Raw genomic sequence first — 19,130 nt, forward strand, 5'->3', positions numbered from 1 at the left:
CCGACCAGGGGCGGGGTCAGGAGAAGAGGAGCTTCCAGGTGAGCGGGCCGGGGATGCCGTCCGGGTCACCGCGCAGTTCCTTGCGGGAGCGCTGGAAGTCGGCGACGTTCTTCCGGTCGGCATCCGACCACTTCGGGCCCGGCCCGGACGTGTAGTGGCGGCCGAAGCCCTTCGTCAGGAGTTGCTTGCCGAGCAGCGTGATGTGTGAGTTGTTCTTGCCCGGCCCGAAGTACGAGGCGCCGGGGAACGGCGGAACTGGCTTCGGCTTGCTGCCCCCGCCGGGGATCTTGAGAGTCTGGCCGGGCGTGATGACGTACGGCTCGGAGATGTCGTTGGCCTTCGCGATGTCCTGCCACTTCACGCCGAGCCGCGTGCCGATGGCGGACAGGGTGTCCCCGGACTTCACGGTGTAGGTCGTGACGTTGCCAGAGGAGCCACCGCTCACCTTGGCCTTCGCCAAGGAGATCAACCTGGCGAAGTCGAGGTCACCAGGATCGCCGTGGGAGTTCTCCGGAACGTGGGAGTGGCCGCACCAGCCCTTGAAGTTGTTCCACGCGGAATGCGACATGCGGGCCTTGGTGGCGCCGTACGAGGACGGGTAGGCCAGCCACGTCTTGGGGCCGGAGAGCGGGATGCCGTTGTTCTTGTGCTGCCAGGCCAGGAACGACGCGAGGGCGTCCAGGGCCCAGTCCGGGGCGTCCGGCCAGTAGATGTAGTCCTGGCCCGCTTTGGCACCGTTCCAGCTCGCCTTGTGCTTCGGATCGCAGGTGCCTACCAGCTCGATCTGGATGACGTTGAGCGTGTTGGTCTCCACCCCGCCGGGGCGGTTGACCAGGGCGCGAGCGGACCGGTTGAACGGGTAGTGCTGGTAGAAGTCCAGCCGCTTCTTCCCGAAGTTCGGCCGGGCGGTGACGTTCGGGGCCGAGGCGCCGTCCCCGTACGACGGCAGCGACGTGCCCTCAGTGGTATGGAGCACGCCGCAGTTCGGCTTGATCAGGGAACCGGTGTACCTGCGCGAGTAGTCGTACGCGCGGCTGGCGCCGGGGTAGTAGTTGACGGTCACGGTGTGCTTCCTCCGATGGTTGGTGAGCAAGGAGGGAGCACCGTGACTGCCGGTGCGGATTAAGGTCGCGCGCTACCGATCGGGGCCACAGCCCTAGTGTCCCGATTTCGAGATTCTGCGTCACCGATCGCATGATCGGCGGTCCGCTGACCAGCGGCTTGGTGCTGGACGTACCTCACGTGGTGTCGCGGAAACTCAAGACCGGCTCACTAGGTGGCCTGTCTGATGGGTCGTGGGCCTGGTACCGCACTGGCTGGTCGACTACCGCGCTGCAGATGCAACGCATGAAGATGGTTCTGACCTGGGCAGACTTCCGGGGGCATACTCAGCAAGATCCACAGGCTGTCGGCCTGTCGACATAGCCGAAGGAGCGTGCATGGCGAAGATTAAGGGCCAGGTGAAGTGGTTCAACGAGTCAAAGGGGTTCGGGTTCATCACGCCCGCTGACGGCAGCAAGGACGTCTTCGTGCACTTCTCCGCGATCCAAGGCAACGGCTTCAAGACCCTCGCTGAGGGGCAGAACGTCGAGTTCGAGATCCAGGACGGTCAGAAGGGCCCGTCTGCAGTCAACGTCGTGGCCATCTGAGAACGCCGAACGCCGCCTCAGCCTTGTTTTCGCCTGGCTGGGGCGGCGCCGCTATTCGCCCGCGCAACCGTCGGACAGGCTCTAGGCCCGTGACGGCGGCGGCCGTACTTGCTGCTAGGAGCACGGACGGATTCAGGGGCCAGCAAAGGTGATTAGCCCTCGACCACTTCGGCGTCGACGACGCTGCCGTCTTCCAGCTCCGGCGGGTCGGGGTACTGCACTGCGAACAGTGTCTTGTTGAGCCTCTCGGCGAGAGCGGTGAGGTCCACGCGTTCCTCTTGCGCGGCTTCGCTGCCGTCCAGGCCGGTGATCTCGACGGCGAGTGCGGCGTCCTTGCCGTAGTGGTGGCGGTGTTGCCGCTCCAGGTACCACGCGTCGGCGCGCCAGTCCGGAGCCGTCCGGTCCTCGGTGACCTCCTCGACGATCTTCCCGGTCTCCGGGTCCCGGAACTTCCGCGTCGTGACCTTCGTGACGATCCCCCCGTCAGCGACCCTCCTGATGTTGGCTACCGCACGGGCGGCGGCCACGGCGCGGGCCGTGCGCACCTTCTCGAACAAGGCGACGTATGGGTCCTCGTCCCCGTTCGGGGCCTGACCGTCCTCCCGCGCGGCTATCTCAGCGCGGCCACGGGCCATCCATCGGCGGTAGGTCGAGCTGGAGATGCCGGCTGCCTCGACGGCAAGCTCGACGGCGATGCCAGTCCGGCACGCGGCGACGATCCGCCCTTCAACTGCTTCGGACAGCAGGGTGGGGCGTCCCCCGGCCTCGGGGCGGCGTGGTTTGCGGCGACTAGGCACGGCTCAGCTCCTCAGTGTCCGGGCGTGAAGTCGTGTCCGCAGACCGGGCAGGTGGCTGTACGTGCGCGTCCCTCGTCGTCCAGGCTGAGCCCGTCGCTGTCCCGACCGTTCGCGCCATCCTCTGGGAGGTGCATCGCGGGCGCCTGGCCCTCGTTGACGGCGCCGGGCAGCGTTTCGGGATCGACTTGGCGCAGCAGGGTCTCCAACTCGTCTTCGGGGATGGCGAGTGAGTCGAACAGGTCGGCGTCGGCGGTCACGATGTCCTCGAGGTACGCGGCGAGGGAGCGTGGTTGCCAGCCGCCGTCTGCGCCGATCTTGTTCAGCTTGATGTTCAGGGCCTTGGCTTCGGCGTCAGATCGGGAAGCCCAGCCGCGCTGAACGGGCACGAGCCAGCCGCCGTCGGTGTCCAGGAGAATCCCGTCCGGGAGCGGGGTGCCGCGGGACTGCATCTCGATCAGGGCTTCGCGGCGGCCGTGTCCGCCGAGGATGGTGCCCGTGCGCTCGTCGGCGATGGGCTGGTCGACGAAGCCGTGTGTGGTGATGCTCTCGATGATCCGCTCGACCTCGTGCTTCTTGGGGTTCCCATGGGCAGGGGCGAGGTCGGTCAGCGGCACGTAGGTGGTGTAGCGGGGCGCGGGCACGGTCTCGGTCACGGCAGTCCTTCCGGCAGTTCGGGGTGCCGGCGGCGGGCGCAGTCTGCGAGCCCGCGGACTTCAACCGCGGCGCCCCACCTCGCAAGCGGGGCATGCCGTCATGGCCGGGCCACTCCCGCCGCCGGACCGGCGCGCCCTCGTTCCGGATGGGGCGGCACCGGAGCCCGCCTGCCGCTGGCGACGTCACCAGGGGCGGGAGAGCCACGCGGAAGGTAGGGGGCACGTCTTGCTTGTGTCGCGGGGTTGGTGCGAGTCATCGGGCCAGGGGCAATCTCCCGGTCTGATTCGGGAGTTCGGGCGCTACCACACATGGCGACGCGTGCTGTACTATTTACTGCGGCTGGGAGAGCAACCCAGCTACCTGGGCCTAGGTGTCACAGATTTCGCCGATCGACGTACTAACAGGCGACACGCTCTGCACCCCGCCCAGGACAGACCCGAAAAGCCCTGGGCCACGCCTTGGGTGAGAAAGGATTCGCATGTCGCACGACGACGTCGACCCGACGCCGGAGCCCGTCCTGTACCTGGGAGACGCCGCGCTCCTCTCGGTCTTCGCCAAGCTGTTCAAGGATCATGTCGTCCCCGCGATCGACGAGAAGATCGCCGCCGTAAAGGGCCCGCTCCTCGCCGCGTACGACGATCCCGAGAGCGGCACCAAATCCGTCGACGCCAAGGTCAACGGCGTTGCTGTAGCCACTCACACGGTGGCCGTCTCCAAGGACAAGTACGAAGTCGACGACGAGGACGCGTTCACCGCCTACGCGGAGGAGCACGGCGAGGCCGAGGCGATCATCCAGGCCCGCCCCGCGTTCCGGGCCAAGATGCTCAAGCTCGCGACATACGACAAGGCCACCGGGGCCATCGTCGACAAGACCACGGGCGAGGTGATCCCCGGCATCACCCGCATCCCCGGCGGTAAGCCCACCGGCTCCGTGTCCCTCCGCTGGAAGGACGGCGGCCGCGAAGCGGTCATGGAGGCGTTCCACAAGGGAGAGCTCGACAGTCTGCTGCGCGGTGTGCCCATGCTCCCCGCCGCGCCCGGCAGCACCCCCGAGCAGCAGCAGTAGCCCAGCGCGCCGTCGAACGACGCCCGGCCCCCCTGCGGCGGCCGGGCTCCCTCCCAAAGGACTCCCGTCTTGTCCAGCAGAACCGTTGACATAACTCCGGCGCTTGCCGGGGGCATATCTGATCGTGCGTTCCGCCTGTACTGCTACCTCGTCCTCTATGGCCGGGGCTGGGTCACCGTCCAGGACGCCGCCGACGCGTGCAGCCTGACCAACCACCAGGCTCGTGAACCCCTCTCCGAACTGCGGGAAGCAGGGATGGTCGAGTCGCGGCGCGTGTACGAGCTGGGCGCCCACGGCCGCAAGACGTGGCACACCCACTTCCGGCTGCTGCCCGAGACGACGAACGAGGCAGCAGCGTGACCGACCGCAGCGCGGTGCGCCGCAACCGCCGCCACTACTACGTCCAGGTCGAGTCCACGACCGCACGCGACTTCCGCATCAGCTTCCGCGCCCTCGGCGTGCTGACGTACTGCCTTGACCAGTCCGACAGTTGGAACGTCCGCTCCGAACAGCTCGCCCGCGGCGAGGGGCGCGAAGGGCGCGACGCGGTCCGTAAAGCGCTCCACGAACTGGCCGCGCATGGCTACTACCGTCTGGAGCGGCGCCGCTTCCTAGACGGCACGACCGGTATGGGCGCCGCAGTCAGCGAATACCCCGTCGAGCAGTGGGCCCAGGACTACGTCACCTTCGGCAAGAAGCTGGACATCCCAGTCGTCGAACAAGAAGACGGCAGCTTCCGCGTCCGCTACGCCGACGGCAGCCTCGGCCCCGACGGCTTCGCGACAGAGTCCGCAGCACCCGACGTGGCCGCACCGGACGGCCCTGCGGCCGCCGAGCCTCAGGCTCAACCGACACCGAAGAAGAAGCCGCGCGCCACTCCGCCAGCCGCCGCGCGCTCCGCCGCGAAGGGCAAGCGCGGCCAGCCGACAGCCAGCGCTATGGACGCACGGGTGAAGCCGGGCGGCGAAGAGAAAACGGTGAAGGAGAAGACGCCTGCACAGGAGGTCGCGACTTGGTACTACGACCACGCCGCGCAGCACCTCGGCCCATACGCAGGTCCGAAGAAAGGTAGTTGGTACTTCGGGCTTATCAACCTCAGCCAGCAGGCCCTGGACGCGGAGTACACGCAAAAGCAGGTGGCCAAAGCGTTCCAGCGCACCGGAGTGCACTTCCCGACGGCGCACCAGTTCCAACGGGCGCTGAGCGACGAGCGGAACAACAAGCCGATGCCCGCCCAGTACGGAGGCCGCCCCGCCCCCTACAACGACGCGGAGACCTGGGGCGTGAACGACAAGGCCGGCCCACCGCTCCCGAGCAGCCCCGAAGACCACGATGACGGTGCCGAGTTCGGGATCGTCCCCGCATAACGCCAAGGAGAACGAGCGGTGAGCACCATGACAGCCGAGCGCTTCATCCCCGAGCGCGAACCCAAGCGCCTGCTCGAGATCACGGACCGTATGGTCGCGGCCCTCAAGAGGGGCGGGGCGGACCTCTCGCAGTTGGGTGTTCCCGGCCCGCCGGAGGCGGACGACGTCGAATTGTGGGAGGACGTTTCCGTGCCGCAGGCCCGCGCCCGCGCATTGGCCTGGACGAACAGCATGAAGGCGGCCGACCACGACGACTACCTCAAGTGGCGGTTCTCCGACCTGGACGATTATCAGCGTCCCCAGGCGCTGAGTGGGTGGCTCGGCTCGCTTGTCGAGGCCAAGAAGCAGAGGGCGCGGCCCGGCACAATGCACTTCATCATGTCCGGGAACATCGGCTCGGGTAAGACCACCGCGGTCGCGGCACTTGGCAATGAAGCCAGCAACCGAGGCTTGCTCGTGCGGTTCGTGCAGCACGCCACGTACCTCACCTGGCGCCGCCCTGATGGCGGCCCCGACGACATGAGCCGCTACCAGATCCGCAGACGCCACGTCGAAGACCCGGACCTGCTGATCCTCGACGAGCTGTGCGGCGAAATGGACGGCGTGCAGACGGAGTTCGTCCGCCGGGAGACAAAAGACCTGGTCGGCTCCCGCCTGGCATCAGGCAGACCGACGGTGTTCTCCACCAACCTGCGGCGCGAGGGCATCAAGACAGTCCTCGGTGAGCGGCTGCTGTCCCGCATCGAAGACCGCGCATACCTGGCGAAGGTCGTCGGGCCCGACCGGCGCGCACCCCGCAAGGCACTGGACTGGTGAACACTGCCCTGCAGAAGGGCCGATGACGGCCATGCAGGATCAAGAGCAGCACGGCAGGCCACGACGCTATATCGTTTGGGCAACTCCGAGGGACCGATGAGCATAGGCCCCCTCGGAAAGACCCGAACGAAAAGGACGTGTCTTGCCGAAACTGCCTACCGTACGTGCCATCACCCAGGGGGAGCGGGAGCTGCGAGATTGGCACCGCAACCTCCGCATCGGAGCTGGAGCCGCAGGCTTCGGAATGATGCTCGCCTCCCTGTACCAACTCCACTGGGCCGGGACACTGATCGGCTTCCCCGCGCTCGCGGCCGCGGCGATGGCCGGGTCCCTCGAACTGCTCCTCGCCTTCAACGCCGGAGCAGTCACCTCGATCCGGCGACGCGGCACAGACGGCCGTGAGGGCGGCTACTACTGGTCACTGTGGGGCATCTTCGCGTTCCTGCTGTGCATCTCGATCGCCGCGAACGTCGGGCACGCCGTGATTGCGCTCAGCGAGTGGTTCAGCACCGGTGGCGCGCCGACCGTGATGGTGGAGAACAAGGTCATCGTCTACGCCGTTGGAAGCGCCGTTGCCGCCATGGTCCCCCTCGGCGGCAGCTTCGGGCTGCACATCTCCGGTTTCGTCCGCGCACGCGGTGCGGGCTCGGACTGGATCGACAAGGACGGGAGCGGTGCTCTCCTCGACACCGGAGCGCCGGTGTCCGCACGGAGGACTCCGGCAGCCCCGCGTCCCACGGCGAAGGCCCCTGCCCAGCCCAAGGCGCCTGCGCCCGATCAGGAGCAGGCCCAGGAGCCGGGGCCAGGCCGGAAAGAGAAGGACAGGGAGGCAGAGCCGACCGCCGACGAGCAGCAGGACACTCCAGAGAGCGAACCGGTGAAGGTCGTGTCCGAGGAGGAGCTGTACGCCCTCTACAAGGCGGCCAGGGACGCAGACGAGCAGCACCGGTTCGGCACCCGCGGCGACCTCAACCCCACACAGCTCGGCCGCCGTCTGGGGCAGAGCCCGCAGAACGGCCGCAAGAACGTGGGTCCGCGCTTCGATTCCCGGTACCGGGCGGAGAAGCAGGAGGAGCACGGCGACGGCGTCAGGATGGACAGCCTGGGGGCCGGTACCGACGCCGCTCAGGCATCCTGACCTTCCGCACCCGTACGACAGGCGGCGGGCGCACCCGATCCGGGGCGTCCGCCGCTTTCACGAGCGGACCCCTTCTGCGAACACGACGTCATCGGCTGGAGGCCGTGCCGGTGGAGGTGGCGGCCGGACTCGAAGCCGACGTACAGGATCTGGACGCCTGATGCCGGGCCACCGCGAGGATGCCGACCCCACCACGGAGAATCACGTCTCCGACCTGCTGTAGCGGGTGGATTCTCCGCCCCGATCCGCTAAAATAGTACAGCGAACGTCAGGGCGGGAAGTTAAGGCCCTGCGCGCCGCAACATCCGGGAGAGCAACCCGGAAGACCCGAAGCGAAAGGCCCACCCCGTGGCTGGAATCACCGCGCCCCAGCGCACCCGCAAGAGCCGGAAGCCCACCGGCAAGCCGAACCCGCCGATCATCCTGCTCACCGGCCCGGAGAAGACCGGCAAGAGCTTCGAAGCCGCACGCGGCTCTGGCTCCGACCTGATCGGCACGACGTACTGGATCGAGATCGGCGGTACCGAGGGGACCGCCGACTACTACGGCCGCATCCCCGGAGCCGACTACGAGATCGTGCCGCACGACGGCTCCTACCAGGACATCCTCGACGCGATCCGCTGGGTGAACGCTCAGCCCCGTGTCGACGGCAAGCCCAACATGCTGGTCATCGACTCCATGACCTCCGTGTGGGACATGCTCAGCGACGAGATCGCCATGTACGCCCGCAACCGCGCCATCCTCAAGGCGCAGCGCAACCGCTCCCGTGTGCCCACCCTCGACGACCCGGTCGTCATCGACTCCGACCTGTGGAACCGGGCCAAGGACCGATGGGGCGAGGTGTTGTGGCTCCTGCGCCGTCACCAGGGCCCGTGCCTGCTGCTCGCCCGGACAGAGATCGTCACGGCCTTCGAGAACGACAAGCCGACCCGGAGCACCACGCGGAAGGTGAAGGCGGAGAAGAACCTCCCTGCGGCCGTCGACGCGATCGTAGACCTCCACGCCATCGGTGAAGCCTGGCTCACCGGTGTGCGAAGCCTGCACATGGAGATCCAGCCCGGTGCGACCCAGCGGTTCCATGAATTCACCGTGGACACCCTGCTGCGCCGTCTCGGTCTACAGGACGCCGCCGAGTCCCGCTCCGCCTCCGAACTGCGTCCCGACGCTGATTTGCAGGAGCACGGGCAACAGCCCCAGCAGGCCGCTGCCCCGCGCCAGCCCGCCACCCGGCAGGCCCCGGCTTTGACCGGTGAGCAGGCCGCCGCGCTGATCCGCGAGGCCCTGATGCACCCCACCGATCCGGAGAGCGCCCTGCGCGACGTACGTGAGGAGCACGGCCGCCGCACCCTCAAGGCCGTGAAGACGGACACCGCGTGGGGTGTAATGAGCGCCGACGACCTGATCACCAGGTCGCTCGACCACCTCAAGGCGAAGGCTGACCAGGCTCAGGCGGGCCAGGAGGACGACGAGCAATCCGGCGAGCAGCAGGCGCCGCCTGTCCGTACGGATGGCGAGACGACCACGCCGACGGACACCGAGGAGCCTGAGGAAGCAGGGCAGGGGGCACCGCCGCCCCCGGACCCGGCCGCCGAGCCGCCGGTTCCCGACCGGCCCGAGGACATCAGCGAGGCAGAGGAGCCGCAGGACCTTCCCCGGCCCCGTACCGCCCAGACGAACAAGGTCAACAAGGTGATGTCGGTGCTGCTCACCGAGGCGGAAATCCAGGCCCGCATCCTGGGCATGTCGATGCAGGAGCACCTGGCGTCGATCTCCGGCCAGGACGAGGGGACCCCGCCGCCGATGACGAAGCTGCGGGCACACGTCATGGAACACCGGTCCACCGTGATCGGTCTGCTGGAGGAGCGCGGCGAGCGGGACCTCGCCAACACCTACCGGCTCGCGGGCAAGCCGGAACTGAAGATCGCCGACATGTTCGCGACGCTCTACACCGACCTGGCCACTGTCGGGTGAGGTGACGTGATGTGACGCGCGCCAGGCGCGCCCGATCCGCGCCTATCCGGTGTGGGGCGCGCCCGCCGCATCACGTCACGTCACCCGCTGAAGGCTCGCCTGCACGACTCCAGCCACCGTGCGGGCGCGCCTTCACTCCGCCACCGGGCGCGCTGCGCGGATTCCGCAGGCGCGCTTGCCCTCACCAGAGCGCGCCGATGCGGCCGGGGCCGAGCGCGCCCCGCCACTGCAGTAACGCGCGCCCCGAGCCGCACGCCACCCCGCAGGGCGCGCCCAGCATCCGAGGCGCGCGCCACCGAGGTAGCGCGCCAGGGCCTGACCTGCAGATTCGCGTGACGCGCCACACTCAGGCACGCTCTGCTCTCTCTGCCACGACCCGTCGGCGCGGGTCTGCTCCGGCCAGGCGGTGGCGCGCCGCCGGGAGGTAGACGCGCTTGGGGTACGAAGAAGGGCGCGCCCATCCGGGCGCGCCCAAGGTACGAGGTAGCGTCGTCAGTTCTCCGGACGCGTCCGCCCACGGCGCTCGGCGCGCCGCTGCTGACGCACCTCAGCGCGCGCCTTCTTCGCATCGTTGCGCACCGCGTTGCGTAGCCGGGAGAACTCCTCGGGGTACCTCTCGACGAGGAGCCGCATCGCCTGAAGACGATAGTTCGGCGCCGTCGGCATCCGTCCCCACCGCGCCACCGAGTAGTTCAAGGTGTACTGCAGGAACCGGAGCTCGGCCTCCAGCCGTGACCGGAACTGCGAGATACGCGCGACATGGGCTTTACGGGACTCGCCCTCCGTAGCGGGCAGGAACTTCTCCGGGGCCCGCATCATCTGGATAGTCAGAGCCTGGGTGCGTGGAGCCACCTCCAGCGAGCGGAACGCCAGGCCCTGAACGTAGTCACGCCCCGACCGCGCGGCCCCGGCGACCTGCTGGACGAACGCTGCCCACTCCTCGGCAAACGCCTCGTCATCGAGCTGCGCCAGGTACTCGGCCTCGTCCAGGGCGAGGTCTTCGACCGCTGTCACGATGGGCTGACGCGCGTCCTGGAGCTGCGTCCGGAAGGTGCTGATGCGGGCCTGGTAGTCGCGCTTGGACTCGCCCTCGCGGCGGACCACGACGGACTTGAACTCGCGGGCAGCGCGATCGGCCGCGACGAGCGTCCGGCTGGCCAGGTCCCGCGAACCGAAAGCAGCCGCCTGCACCTCGCGAGAGGTCCGCCGATCGGTGCCGCCCTGGACGAAAGCGGTCCACGCCTCGAAGAACGCCTGATGCGACATTCCCTTAAGGCGCTTGACCTCTGCCGTGACCATCTCGGCAGGTGGCTGCGCGTCGGCCATCCCGGCGGTTCCTCCTGGTTGTAGCGGCTCGCTGCTCGAAAGCCCCGAGTACCGCATATTGCGGTGGTACGTAGTCGGCGATGGCCGCCTCGCAACCGAACCCACCCCGTGTGCCGGGTCATCGCAGGAGCAACCACTCTCCGGCCCTGGGCGCTCTGCACGCGCGCAGTGGTCTCGGGCTGGAATCTGCTGGCCTGACCCTGGAGGAAAGGGAAACCCAAACTCCAGAGACCAGCAGCAGCCCTCAACGCAGTGAGTTCGGCGGCGAGGCGGCCACCTGAGTGCGGATGATACCCGCCGGCACCCGGCGGACCACCGCCCGCGACGCTACGCAGCCGGTTCCGGCCCCTTCGGGCTGGTCACCGACTCGATCGCCGGGGCGACCTTGCTCGGCTTCCAGATCAGGTCGTACGTGGACTGCGAGGCGGCGAGGACGGCAGCGAGGGTGGCGAAGGTCAGCGTGCCGTGCTGGAACTGGTCCACGCCGCCGGAGGCCGCGACGGTGACGACACCCGCGACCAGGGCGAGGGCGACAGCGACGACCTTCTTCACGTCCGCCGACCAGGCCGGGCGCTGCACGATCGCGGTGAGCAGCGGGAGGAAGGCGCCGACCTGGGCGCCGGTGGTGATGGAGTCGAGAGTCGACATGAGGGGTCTGCCTTTCCGGTAGGGGTGGTGGAGGGCAGAGCATGCGGACCTCGGCTGGTTTGTGTCGTGGGCTGGGCTACATGGCGTCGTGCTGTTCGACATCGGCGGTGATCTCTCCGGGCGGCTCCGGTGGCGGCCGGTGCAGTGCGTCCCGGACGAGGCCGCGCAGGCCGTGGATGTACTCGAGTGCGGCGGCCTTCCAGCGGCGCCACTGCCGCTGTTCTTCTTGCAGGTGCTCGACGCGGCGCTCCAGGTCGCTGTATTTCGCCTCCAGGCTGGCCATGCGTTCCTGGGTCTGGGTGGTGGCTGCACGCTGCTGTTCGAGGAGGCTGGTGAATCCCTCGGTGACGGCCTGGACCGAGGCGACAAGGGTCTGTGACTCGGCCACCTGAACTTCGCCATCGGCCTTGCGCCGGTTTTGCCGGTACAGCAGCCAGGCGCCGCCGAGCGCGCCGAGCATCCCGAAGAGGGGGGTGAGTACGGGTGCCAGCGAGACGAGCCGTTCCACTGGCGGTCTCCTCGGGTTGTTCGGTCGATACGGGGGCGCGGGAGCCGGGACCCCGTGGACGGGCCCGCGGCTCCCCGCGGTGCGTACGGTGCCGTCCCGGCGTGCTTGTGTCGCGCGGTGGTGGTCAGGCCGGGGAGGTCTCGGCGGGGGTGACGCCCGCGGCGATGTTCCATGCGGCCTGGACGGCGGTGAGGATCTGGGTGTCGGTGACGGCGGCTTGTGCGGAGTCCGGGTCGTCGGCGCGGAGGCCTGCAGCAGCGGCCGTGGAGATGGCCGGGTCGGTGGCGATGAGGGCGGCCAGGGCGGGGGTGGCGAGGTCGCCGGGGTTGAGGACGCTGCGGGCGAAAGAGGCGCGCAGGGGGTTGCCGGGGGTGGTCTGGTCTTCGGTCAGGACGTCGCGGGCCAGGTGGGTGTAGGCCATGCGGACTCGGGCGGTGAACTGGGCGTTGGTGGCCAGGAGGGTGTACTCGTCGTGGAGTGAGGAGGCTGGCACGCTGTCCTTTCGTCAGGTGAGCGGGAGTGAAGCGGGGGGGTTATCGGCCGTCGATGAGGCGTTCAGCGAGGTAGGGGGAGAACGTTCCGGCGTTGATGCCTTCGCCGATGCCGCAGGAGCCGTCGGAGTCGCCGGGCACCTTGATCCAGAGCAGGTATTCGGCGCCGCCGACGCCGAGGGAGCTGGGGACTCCGAGGCGGCGGCCGGCGGGGTTGCAGTAGTCGACGTGCTGGCCGTTTTCGTCCATGGCGCCGTTGCCGTTGCGGGCGGTGTCGATGACGAAGCGGGCGCCGCTGATGCCGCGGGCTTCGAGTTCGGCGGTGACCTGTTTGCCGTAGGTGCAGGAGATGTCGGTGGCGTCGAAGTTGGCGACACCGATCGCGAACCCGGCACTCTGCCTGATCCCGGCGGCGGCCAGCCGTTCAGCCATCACCTGGGGGCGTATCCAGGTGGCGTTGCCGCCATCGAGGTAGGCGCGGGCCATCGGGCAGGCGGCCAGGGTCTGGGCTGCGTAGGCGACCAGGTCTAGGCGTTCGGTGCGGGCGGCGTTGGTGGGGAGGTTGCCGAGTTGGGCGAGGGAGTCCGGCTCGACGATGACCAGCGCCGGGCGGTCGCCGATGCCAGCCGCGAACGCGTCGATCCAGGCCCGGTATGCGGCCGGGGTTGTGGCGCCGCCGGAGGATTCCCCGCCGTTGTCGCGGTTGTGCATGTTGTAGGCGGCCAGGATCGGCAGTTGTCCGGCGTTGGCCGCGGCGGTGACATAGGCGTCGACGTCGGTGGCGATGTCGGTGTTCCAGTTGCCGAACCAGCGGGCGCCGGGGCGGCGCACCAGGGCTTGGGCGATCTTGGCAGTGCGGGGGTCATCGGGGTTGTCGCGGACCCATTTCGCGGCGTTGGAGTCTGGGTCGGTGTAGAAGCCCTCGTGGATGGTGGAGCAGGTCAGGCGGACCTCGGTCAGGTGCACGGTGACCGGGGTGCCCTGCCCGAACTGGAAGTTGATCCGCCCGACTTCGGTGGCCAGGGTGGAGGTGAAGGGCAGCACGTAGTGGCGGTGGACGGTATCGAGGGTGACGGTGCGCTCGACGGCCGGGGTCCACGGGTCGGCGCCGAGCCCGGCCACAACCCGCAAGGTGGTGCCGGGCTGGCTGGCCCGCGCGGTGAACGACAGGGTGTAGGCGCAGCCGGGGCGCAGGGGGATGTTGTCCTGGCCCACGGCAGCGTCCCGGAGGATGACCGCGTCGGTGGTGGCGGTGGCCTCCAGCCCGGTGCCGGGGGTGTTGAGGGTGACCATGGCGGGGTCGGATGACCACCAGCCGGTGGTGCCGTCGGTGAAGGTGCCGTTGGTGATGAGGTCCCCATACAGGGCAGGCACGAGCAGGTCTCTCCTTGTGTGGCCTGGGGTTATTTGGTGTAGGTGACGCGGAGTTTGGGCGGGTAGGTCTGTCCTGCGCCGCGGGCGCGCCCGTAGTAGGTGCGGCTGGTGGAGTTGGGGTCCAACGCGATGCCACGCCACTTCGTGGAGTCGAAGACGCTCGTGATGTCGACCCATTTGCCCTGGTTGCGAGACCAGGAGATGGTCTTGGACTCCGAGTCGCTGGAGAACTTGGCAGGCCGCGAGGCATGGGAGTGTGCCTTGATGACGGCCTTGCCGCCGGAGGCGGAGTACCAGTGCTCGAAGTACAGGTAGACCTCCGCCTTTTCGATCGTGGCGCCGGACAGGTCGGAGGCCAGCGCGGCCGGGAAACCGACCAGGGCGGCTTGGGTGCCGTTGTTGGAGCTGTAGTAGCCCTGCAGGCAGGCGCTGTTGTAGTAGGCGTTGTAGCCGGAGCGCTTGGCGTAGGAGCCGGACCAGGAGGCGGTGTAGGTCTTGGTGTAGGTGCGCACCGGGGGTTCGGTGCTGCCGCCGCCGGTGTTGTAGCGGCCGGTCTCCGGTACGTAGGCGCCGATGTCCTCGACGTAGAGGTAGCCGGGGCTGCTGCTCGTCCCGTACAGGTCGACGTACTGGTCAGCGGGCCCGTAGGCGTTCTGGAAAGTGAGCAGCAGGCGGTGGAGTCCGGCGCCGAGCGCGGCCCCGGAGCGGATGCATTCCAGTCGGACTCGCAGCGAGTTGCCGAGCGCCATGTGGTGGTTGGAGAACTGGAGTTGCGGGGAGGAGATGGTGGCCGCGGCGCCGCCGCCGTCGCGTAGCCGCAGCTGTATCTCCCCGCCTGCCTTGGAGGGGTTGGCTCTGGCGTCGAAGACGATGCGATACATGCGCTTGGGGTCGGCGTCGAAGGCCAGCTCGACGAAGCCGTATTCGCTGCTGGTGGTACGGCGTGATCCGGCCTGGTAGTCGATGGCGACCAGCCCGCGGGCCTGCTGACCCAGCAGCGCGGTGACCGGGTCGCCGCCCACGGTGAGCTGCCCGGCGACGTTCAGGTCGGAGAATCCGGCGTTGCCCTCGGTGTCGATGGTGGCCACGGCCTGGCCGCCACTGCGCAGGGTCAGGTACTGCGGCATCCCGGTGACCAGGGACACCGCGGTGTCCCCGCCCTCGTCGAACAGGCGCAGGCCCTGGGGCCCCAGTTCGGCGCGGGCACCGCCGCTGACCCGGCCGAAGATCGGGACGGTCTCGGCGTTGTCGAAGACCACCGCCCCGGCAGTCGCTTCGGTGGCTTCCAGGCAGATCACGGCCTGGGTGGCGCCCTGGGGGGCGGCGACCTGCCCGGTGATGCGCTGCCATACCCCCGCCTCCGGCGCGCGCGTCTCGGCGACGCCGTAGCCAAGGACGGTGCCCGCGGTGTTCTCCCAGCGGGCGAGGATCTTCACCGCCTGGGCGGCAAGGTCGTCGGAGACCAGGAGGTCGATGCCGATCTGGAACTGGTTGGCGGCCAGCACCGGCACGGTCGCCACCGGCAGGGTGAAGGACACGGGCTCGGGGGCAGAGCAGTCCAGACGGATACCGACACCGCTGCGGTTGCCCGGCACCAGACTCCACGGTGCCCCGGCGGCCACGATTGCTTGTGCGGTGGCCGCGGTCTCGAATCCCGGATCAGGTACCAGGTTGGTTCCGGCGCCGACGGCGACGTGCTCGGGCAGGACCGCCCCGACCGACAGATGCGGCGTCTCCACGGACCCGGCTGCGATCTTGCCCGCCGTGATGCTGTTCGCGGCCAGTTCGTTGCCGGTGAGGGAAAGCGCTTGTACCTCGCGGGCGGTCAGCGTCTTGGTGACCATGTGGTTGCCGGTGATGGACTCGGCGGCGATCTCCAGGGCGCCGATCGACTCCGCCAGCACCATGCCCGCACCGATCACGGTACGGATCTCGGCGTTGTCGAAGTCCGCGGCCCCCGCGCTGGCTTGGAAGCTCTGCACCCACACCGTCGCGGTGACGGTGTCCGCGGGGGCCTGGACCTGGCGGCTGATGCGCCCCCACCCTGCCCCAGGGGTGGGGGCGGCGATGGCGGTGCCGTACCCGAGGACTGTGCCGGTGGCGTCCTGCCAGCGCAGATACAGCCGCAGCGAGTCGCCCGCCCAGTCGGCCGACGCCCGGTAGTCGAAGGCCAGGAAGAGCCGGTCCCCTGGGGAGACGGGCAGTTCGGTGATGAGCAGGCTGACGGAGAGCGGGTCGGGGCCAGGGCTCGTTGTCCGCAGGGCGCGGGGGGAGCCGTTGCCGTCGGTCAGGGTCCACTGACTGGTACCAGCCAGCAGCCGGTCAGTGAAGGCACCCTCGAAGGACGCGTCAGGGAAGAGGTTCCCGGTGCCGATCGCGAGTTCGTTGTGGCCGACCGCGCCGACCTGCAATGCGGCGCGGGACACCGCGTTCTCGGCGAGCTGCGTCTCGGTGATGATCCCCTCGATCAGATCCTGGGCCACGGCTTGACGTGGGGTGCCCTGCGTTGCGGCGGACACCGGACCGGCGAGCGCCGCGGTGTTCACCGCGACCAGGCGCACCCACACCGGGCCGTAGCCGTCCAGCGCGAGCGTGGCCTTGGCGCCGCCGGGGCTGGTGATGGTCGCGGCCAGCGTGGAGGCGGTAGGAGTGAAGTCCGCGCTCGCCCCGACATGGATCTGGACGTGGGAGACGTCGCTGGGGGTGGTGTAGGAGTCGGCCCACTGCCCGTCCCACCCGGCCACCAGCCCGGCCAGTACCGGCTCAACCGTGGGGGCCAACGGTGTCGGCGGCGGTGCGGCGTTGACCGCCACGACGGCGACCGTGCCGTCCTCCTGGACCCCGACCGAGCCCCGCAGCTGGCCTTCCTCGTCGTAAATCTCCATCGCGCCGCCCTCGATAGAGGTGTGCGCGGCTTGCGTCGTACGCTCCAGCGCCTTCAACCGCCGGTCGTAGTCAGCCAGGAGATCCGCCATGCGGCGCGCATCGACCTGGGTGTCGAGGAAGTTCGCCATGGCGCGGGATGCTGCGCCGCGCAGGGGGCTACCGTCGCGGCCTCCGGGCGGGCGAGGTCAGTACACGAAGGAGTCGGAGCGCTTGAGGGTCAGCACGCAGGTGCCGTCCGCGCTGATCTCGTCGCCGACGATGCGGTGCCACACATCCACCTCGCCCACCCAGGGCACCTCGACTTGGACGCGGATGTCGTCGCCGAGCTGCCACGAGCCGAACGGTGCGTTGGGGTGGTCGATGACCTGGATCGCCGGTATCTGGAGATCCTGGGTGCGCCCGGCCAGTTCCCGGCTCCCGCGCAGACGCAGGGCCTTGGCGGAGGACAGGGTTTTGTCGGTGACGGTGGCGACCCGGCGTAGCCGTCCGTCGTAGCGGTGGACCTGGGCGCGCTTCATCTTGCGGCCCTCGCCCTTGCCCAGGACGACGACATCGTTGGCGTAGTCGTCGCCCATGCCCTCCGGTTTCGCGATGGCGGAGATGTTCTCCGCGTCAGCGAAGCGCAGATCGGAGCGTTTACGGCCGAGGCGAGGTTTGCCGAGTTGCAGGCGGTGGCTGACCGTGTTGCCGCCCCCGTCCCAGGCGTGGGTCTCGATCCAGTCGAAGGGGGTGGTGCGGGTCAACAGGTCCAGGGCCTGGCCGCAGTCCGGGTTGTCCCACCAGGCCAGCTCCCATGGGTCGGAGCCGTCTTTCGCGCCGAGGAGTTCTCCGAGCTTGTGGCCGTCGACCTTTAGACCAATGTCGCCGTAGGGGCGAGACTGGACGTGGTGCCAGATCTTGCGGAAGGCGTCGTAAACGTCGATGCGCGGCCCGCCGTACGGCTTGGGCGGAGGCGGCACCTTCTTCTTCGGCCGCACGAAGTCGATATAGCCGTCATGGTTTTTGTCTTTGCCCGCGTAGGGGTCCTTGGGCTTGATGAGTGCACCGGACACCAGGTGCGACTCGAAGGGGATGCCTTGCGGGTAGGCGGAGAAGCCCTCGCACTGGATGGTGGCCTTGGGCCCGTCGTACGGCGTCTTCGTGACGACGCCACCCCAGCGGATATGCCCGTCGATCTCCAGATACAGCTTGGTGCCCCACTCCTGCAGGACCGGCTTCCCGTCCGGGCCGATCATGCGTGCGTACTCCGGCTCGATCGTCCCCGTCATCGAGCCCGGCCCGGACAGGTCCCGCCTAGGGTTGCTGCTCAGCGCGAGCGGTACGTCCCAGTCCAGGATCTCCTCCGGCAAGGCGCGTTGGGCGATGAACCTCCAACCCTCGGGCATCAGGACTCGTCCTCATCCGGGGCTTCGACGAACTCCAGGTCGGTGAAGACCACCGAGCCACCGTCCACCTCCAGCACACCCTTGTCGCCCTTGCGGCCGGAGCCCTCCATGGTCACGGTCTGCACGGTGCCGCGCATGGACGCGGGAATGTAGAGGCGCCCGCCGCCGACGAAGGTGTGCCGCTGCGGCGAACCGACCCAGTCGCAGTTGTAGCGGGTGCTCTTGGTGGCCCGCGAACCGACCCGCACCCGCAGATAGCCGTAGGCGTGGTACGGGTTGCGCTGGTCGAGCTGTGCCCACGTCGCCTGCACGAACAACTGCGTGGCCCACTCCGGGATCTCGATGTCCCACCGGGCCCCGTTGGGGAACATCTCCCAGTTCGGTTCCTTGATGTTGCCGACCTCATCAGGCGTGTCCCACACCCCGTGCAGATGCCGTACGACACGGCGCCGCCGCGGGCTGACCATCTCCCGCAGGTCCTTGATCATGGTCTGAGTGATCGACGCGGTGTTCGCTGGAATGTCGATCCGTGCCAGAGCAATGGCCGAGTCCGAGGAGCGCACCTGACCCACGTGCGTCGTCGTCTTGGGCACTCCGCTGATGACGCGGGTGAAGACGTAGGGGCCCACCTTCGGATCGGGCGGGTTGGGCCAGGTCTCACCGTAGGAGTACGGGTTCTCGATCCGGGCCACGACCAGATCACTACGCGCGGTCGCGCCGGTCGCGGCGATGGGGATCTGCTCAGCGACGGGCAGCCGGGCTGCATACGACTGATAGGCCGCACCCGCGGCCCGGTTGGTGATCGCACACGCCCCGGTACGGATCTGCACGGACGCGGCAGGCGACGACAGGGCCCGCACCTGAAGGTCTCGGGCACCGACCACTCCCTCAGCCCCGCCGAACGCCGCATACGCCAGCAGCCGCGCCAGCTCACTGCTGTGCTCGGCACCTCCCTCGGTAAACCACGGCACGCTGTCCCAAGCCATATGGCGTCGCTCCCTCTGCCACTCGACGATCAGACAGCGCAGCGTTCACCGTGGGAGCATCTTGTGTC

General features: G+C 68.7%; 18 protein-coding genes. 7 read left to right on the forward strand and 11 right to left on the reverse strand.

Features of this window, described 5'->3' with window-relative positions; translation table 11 throughout:
- Nucleotides 1-16 precede the first annotated feature (16 nt).
- Entirely contained in the window at nt 17-1,063 is a 1,047-nt protein-coding gene (locus tag U9R90_RS26625) for a peptidoglycan-binding protein (protein ID WP_411059207.1), read from the reverse strand.
- A 376-nt stretch (nt 1,064-1,439) separates the two neighbouring features.
- Here U9R90_RS26625 and cspE point away from each other — a divergent pair, with 376 nt between their 5' ends.
- Nucleotides 1,440-1,649 carry a transcription antiterminator/RNA stability regulator CspE gene (cspE, locus tag U9R90_RS26630; RefSeq protein WP_411059208.1) on the forward strand — a complete coding sequence of 70 codons (210 nt, stop codon included), beginning with the start codon at nt 1,440-1,442 and terminating at the stop codon, nt 1,647-1,649.
- 152 nt (nt 1,650-1,801) lie between these two features.
- On the opposite strand, the gene U9R90_RS26635 is transcribed toward cspE, so the two are convergent.
- Both U9R90_RS26635 and U9R90_RS26640 read right to left on the reverse strand, forming a co-directional pair.
- Nucleotides 1,802-2,446: a hypothetical protein gene (locus U9R90_RS26635; RefSeq protein WP_411059209.1), complete on the reverse strand. Its 645-nt coding sequence runs from the start codon at nt 2,444-2,446 to the stop codon at nt 1,802-1,804.
- A gap of 11 nt (nt 2,447-2,457) precedes the next feature.
- Complete coding sequence (locus tag U9R90_RS26640) at nt 2,458-3,099, reverse strand: ParB N-terminal domain-containing protein (protein WP_411059210.1); 642 nt, start codon at nt 3,097-3,099, stop codon at nt 2,458-2,460.
- Between the two features lie 479 nt (nt 3,100-3,578).
- Here U9R90_RS26640 and U9R90_RS26645 point away from each other — a divergent pair, with 479 nt between their 5' ends.
- The 6 genes from U9R90_RS26645 (at nt 3,579) to U9R90_RS26670 (ending at nt 9,458) form a co-directional block, all read left to right on the forward strand.
- Complete coding sequence (locus U9R90_RS26645; RefSeq protein ID WP_411059211.1) at nt 3,579-4,166, forward strand: hypothetical protein; 588 nt, start codon at nt 3,579-3,581, stop codon at nt 4,164-4,166.
- A 69-nt stretch (nt 4,167-4,235) separates the two neighbouring features.
- Nucleotides 4,236-4,526, forward strand: a complete 291-nt coding sequence (locus U9R90_RS26650) for a hypothetical protein (RefSeq protein ID WP_411059212.1) — start codon at nt 4,236-4,238, stop codon at nt 4,524-4,526.
- Nucleotides 4,523-5,533, forward strand: coding sequence for a hypothetical protein (locus U9R90_RS26655; RefSeq protein WP_411059213.1), 1,011 nt, complete (start codon nt 4,523-4,525; stop codon nt 5,531-5,533). The genes U9R90_RS26650 and U9R90_RS26655 overlap by 4 nt, the downstream gene beginning before the upstream one ends.
- A 27-nt stretch (nt 5,534-5,560) precedes the next feature.
- On the forward strand, nt 5,561-6,349 hold the full coding sequence (locus U9R90_RS26660) for a hypothetical protein (protein WP_411059214.1): 789 nt from the start codon (nt 5,561-5,563) through the stop codon (nt 6,347-6,349).
- A 142-nt stretch (nt 6,350-6,491) separates the two neighbouring features.
- Nucleotides 6,492-7,487, forward strand: a complete 996-nt coding sequence (locus U9R90_RS26665) for a hypothetical protein (protein WP_411059215.1) — start codon at nt 6,492-6,494, stop codon at nt 7,485-7,487.
- Nucleotides 7,488-7,835: 348 nt separating this feature from the next.
- Nucleotides 7,836-9,458, forward strand: a complete 1,623-nt coding sequence (locus U9R90_RS26670; RefSeq protein ID WP_411059216.1) for a hypothetical protein — start codon at nt 7,836-7,838, stop codon at nt 9,456-9,458.
- A gap of 492 nt (nt 9,459-9,950) precedes the next feature.
- On the opposite strand, the gene U9R90_RS26675 is transcribed toward U9R90_RS26670, so the two are convergent.
- From U9R90_RS26675 to U9R90_RS26710, 8 genes are all read right to left on the reverse strand, one after another.
- Complete coding sequence (locus tag U9R90_RS26675) at nt 9,951-10,784, reverse strand: hypothetical protein (protein WP_411059217.1); 834 nt, start codon at nt 10,782-10,784, stop codon at nt 9,951-9,953.
- 327 nt (nt 10,785-11,111) lie between these two features.
- Complete coding sequence (locus U9R90_RS26680) at nt 11,112-11,432, reverse strand: hypothetical protein (RefSeq protein WP_411059218.1); 321 nt, start codon at nt 11,430-11,432, stop codon at nt 11,112-11,114.
- Between the two features lie 76 nt (nt 11,433-11,508).
- Nucleotides 11,509-11,940 (reverse strand): hypothetical protein, encoded by a 432-nt coding sequence (locus tag U9R90_RS26685; protein ID WP_411059219.1) that lies wholly within the window; start codon nt 11,938-11,940, stop codon nt 11,509-11,511.
- A gap of 124 nt (nt 11,941-12,064) precedes the next feature.
- Nucleotides 12,065-12,433, reverse strand: a complete 369-nt coding sequence (locus U9R90_RS26690) for a hypothetical protein (protein ID WP_411059220.1) — start codon at nt 12,431-12,433, stop codon at nt 12,065-12,067.
- 40 nt (nt 12,434-12,473) lie between these two features.
- Nucleotides 12,474-13,805 carry a glycoside hydrolase family 6 protein gene (locus U9R90_RS26695; protein WP_411059221.1) on the reverse strand — a complete coding sequence of 444 codons (1,332 nt, stop codon included), beginning with the start codon at nt 13,803-13,805 and terminating at the stop codon, nt 12,474-12,476.
- Nucleotides 13,806-13,834: 29 nt separating this feature from the next.
- Nucleotides 13,835-16,819: a hypothetical protein gene (locus U9R90_RS26700; protein WP_411059222.1), complete on the reverse strand. Its 2,985-nt coding sequence runs from the start codon at nt 16,817-16,819 to the stop codon at nt 13,835-13,837.
- A 57-nt stretch (nt 16,820-16,876) separates the two neighbouring features.
- Nucleotides 16,877-18,076 carry a hypothetical protein gene (locus tag U9R90_RS26705; protein ID WP_411059223.1) on the reverse strand — a complete coding sequence of 400 codons (1,200 nt, stop codon included), beginning with the start codon at nt 18,074-18,076 and terminating at the stop codon, nt 16,877-16,879.
- Nucleotides 18,076-19,062 (reverse strand): hypothetical protein, encoded by a 987-nt coding sequence (locus U9R90_RS26710; RefSeq protein ID WP_411059224.1) that lies wholly within the window; start codon nt 19,060-19,062, stop codon nt 18,076-18,078. The genes U9R90_RS26705 and U9R90_RS26710 overlap by 1 nt, the downstream gene beginning before the upstream one ends.
- Nucleotides 19,063-19,130: the final 68 nt, after the last annotated feature.

This window comes from Streptomyces sp. E11-3, from assembly GCF_046540415.1.
Lineage (GTDB): Bacteria > Actinomycetota > Actinomycetes > Streptomycetales > Streptomycetaceae > Streptomyces.

Coding starts and splice junctions, on each gene's coding strand:
- U9R90_RS26705 (WP_411059223.1), bottom strand. CDS start 18,076: ATGCCCGAGGGTTGGAGGTTCATCGCCCAACGCGCCTTGCCGGAGGAG.
- U9R90_RS26700 (WP_411059222.1), bottom strand. CDS start 16,819: ATGGCGAACTTCCTCGACACCCAGGTCGATGCGCGCCGCATGGCGGAT.
- U9R90_RS26675 (WP_411059217.1), bottom strand. CDS start 10,784: ATGGCCGACGCGCAGCCACCTGCCGAGATGGTCACGGCAGAGGTCAAG.
- U9R90_RS26710 (WP_411059224.1), bottom strand. CDS start 19,062: ATGGCTTGGGACAGCGTGCCGTGGTTTACCGAGGGAGGTGCCGAGCAC.
- U9R90_RS26645 (WP_411059211.1), top strand. CDS start 3,579: ATGTCGCACGACGACGTCGACCCGACGCCGGAGCCCGTCCTGTACCTG.
- U9R90_RS26660 (WP_411059214.1), top strand. CDS start 5,561: ATGACAGCCGAGCGCTTCATCCCCGAGCGCGAACCCAAGCGCCTGCTC.
- cspE (WP_411059208.1), top strand. CDS start 1,440: ATGGCGAAGATTAAGGGCCAGGTGAAGTGGTTCAACGAGTCAAAGGGG.
- U9R90_RS26680 (WP_411059218.1), bottom strand. CDS start 11,432: ATGTCGACTCTCGACTCCATCACCACCGGCGCCCAGGTCGGCGCCTTC.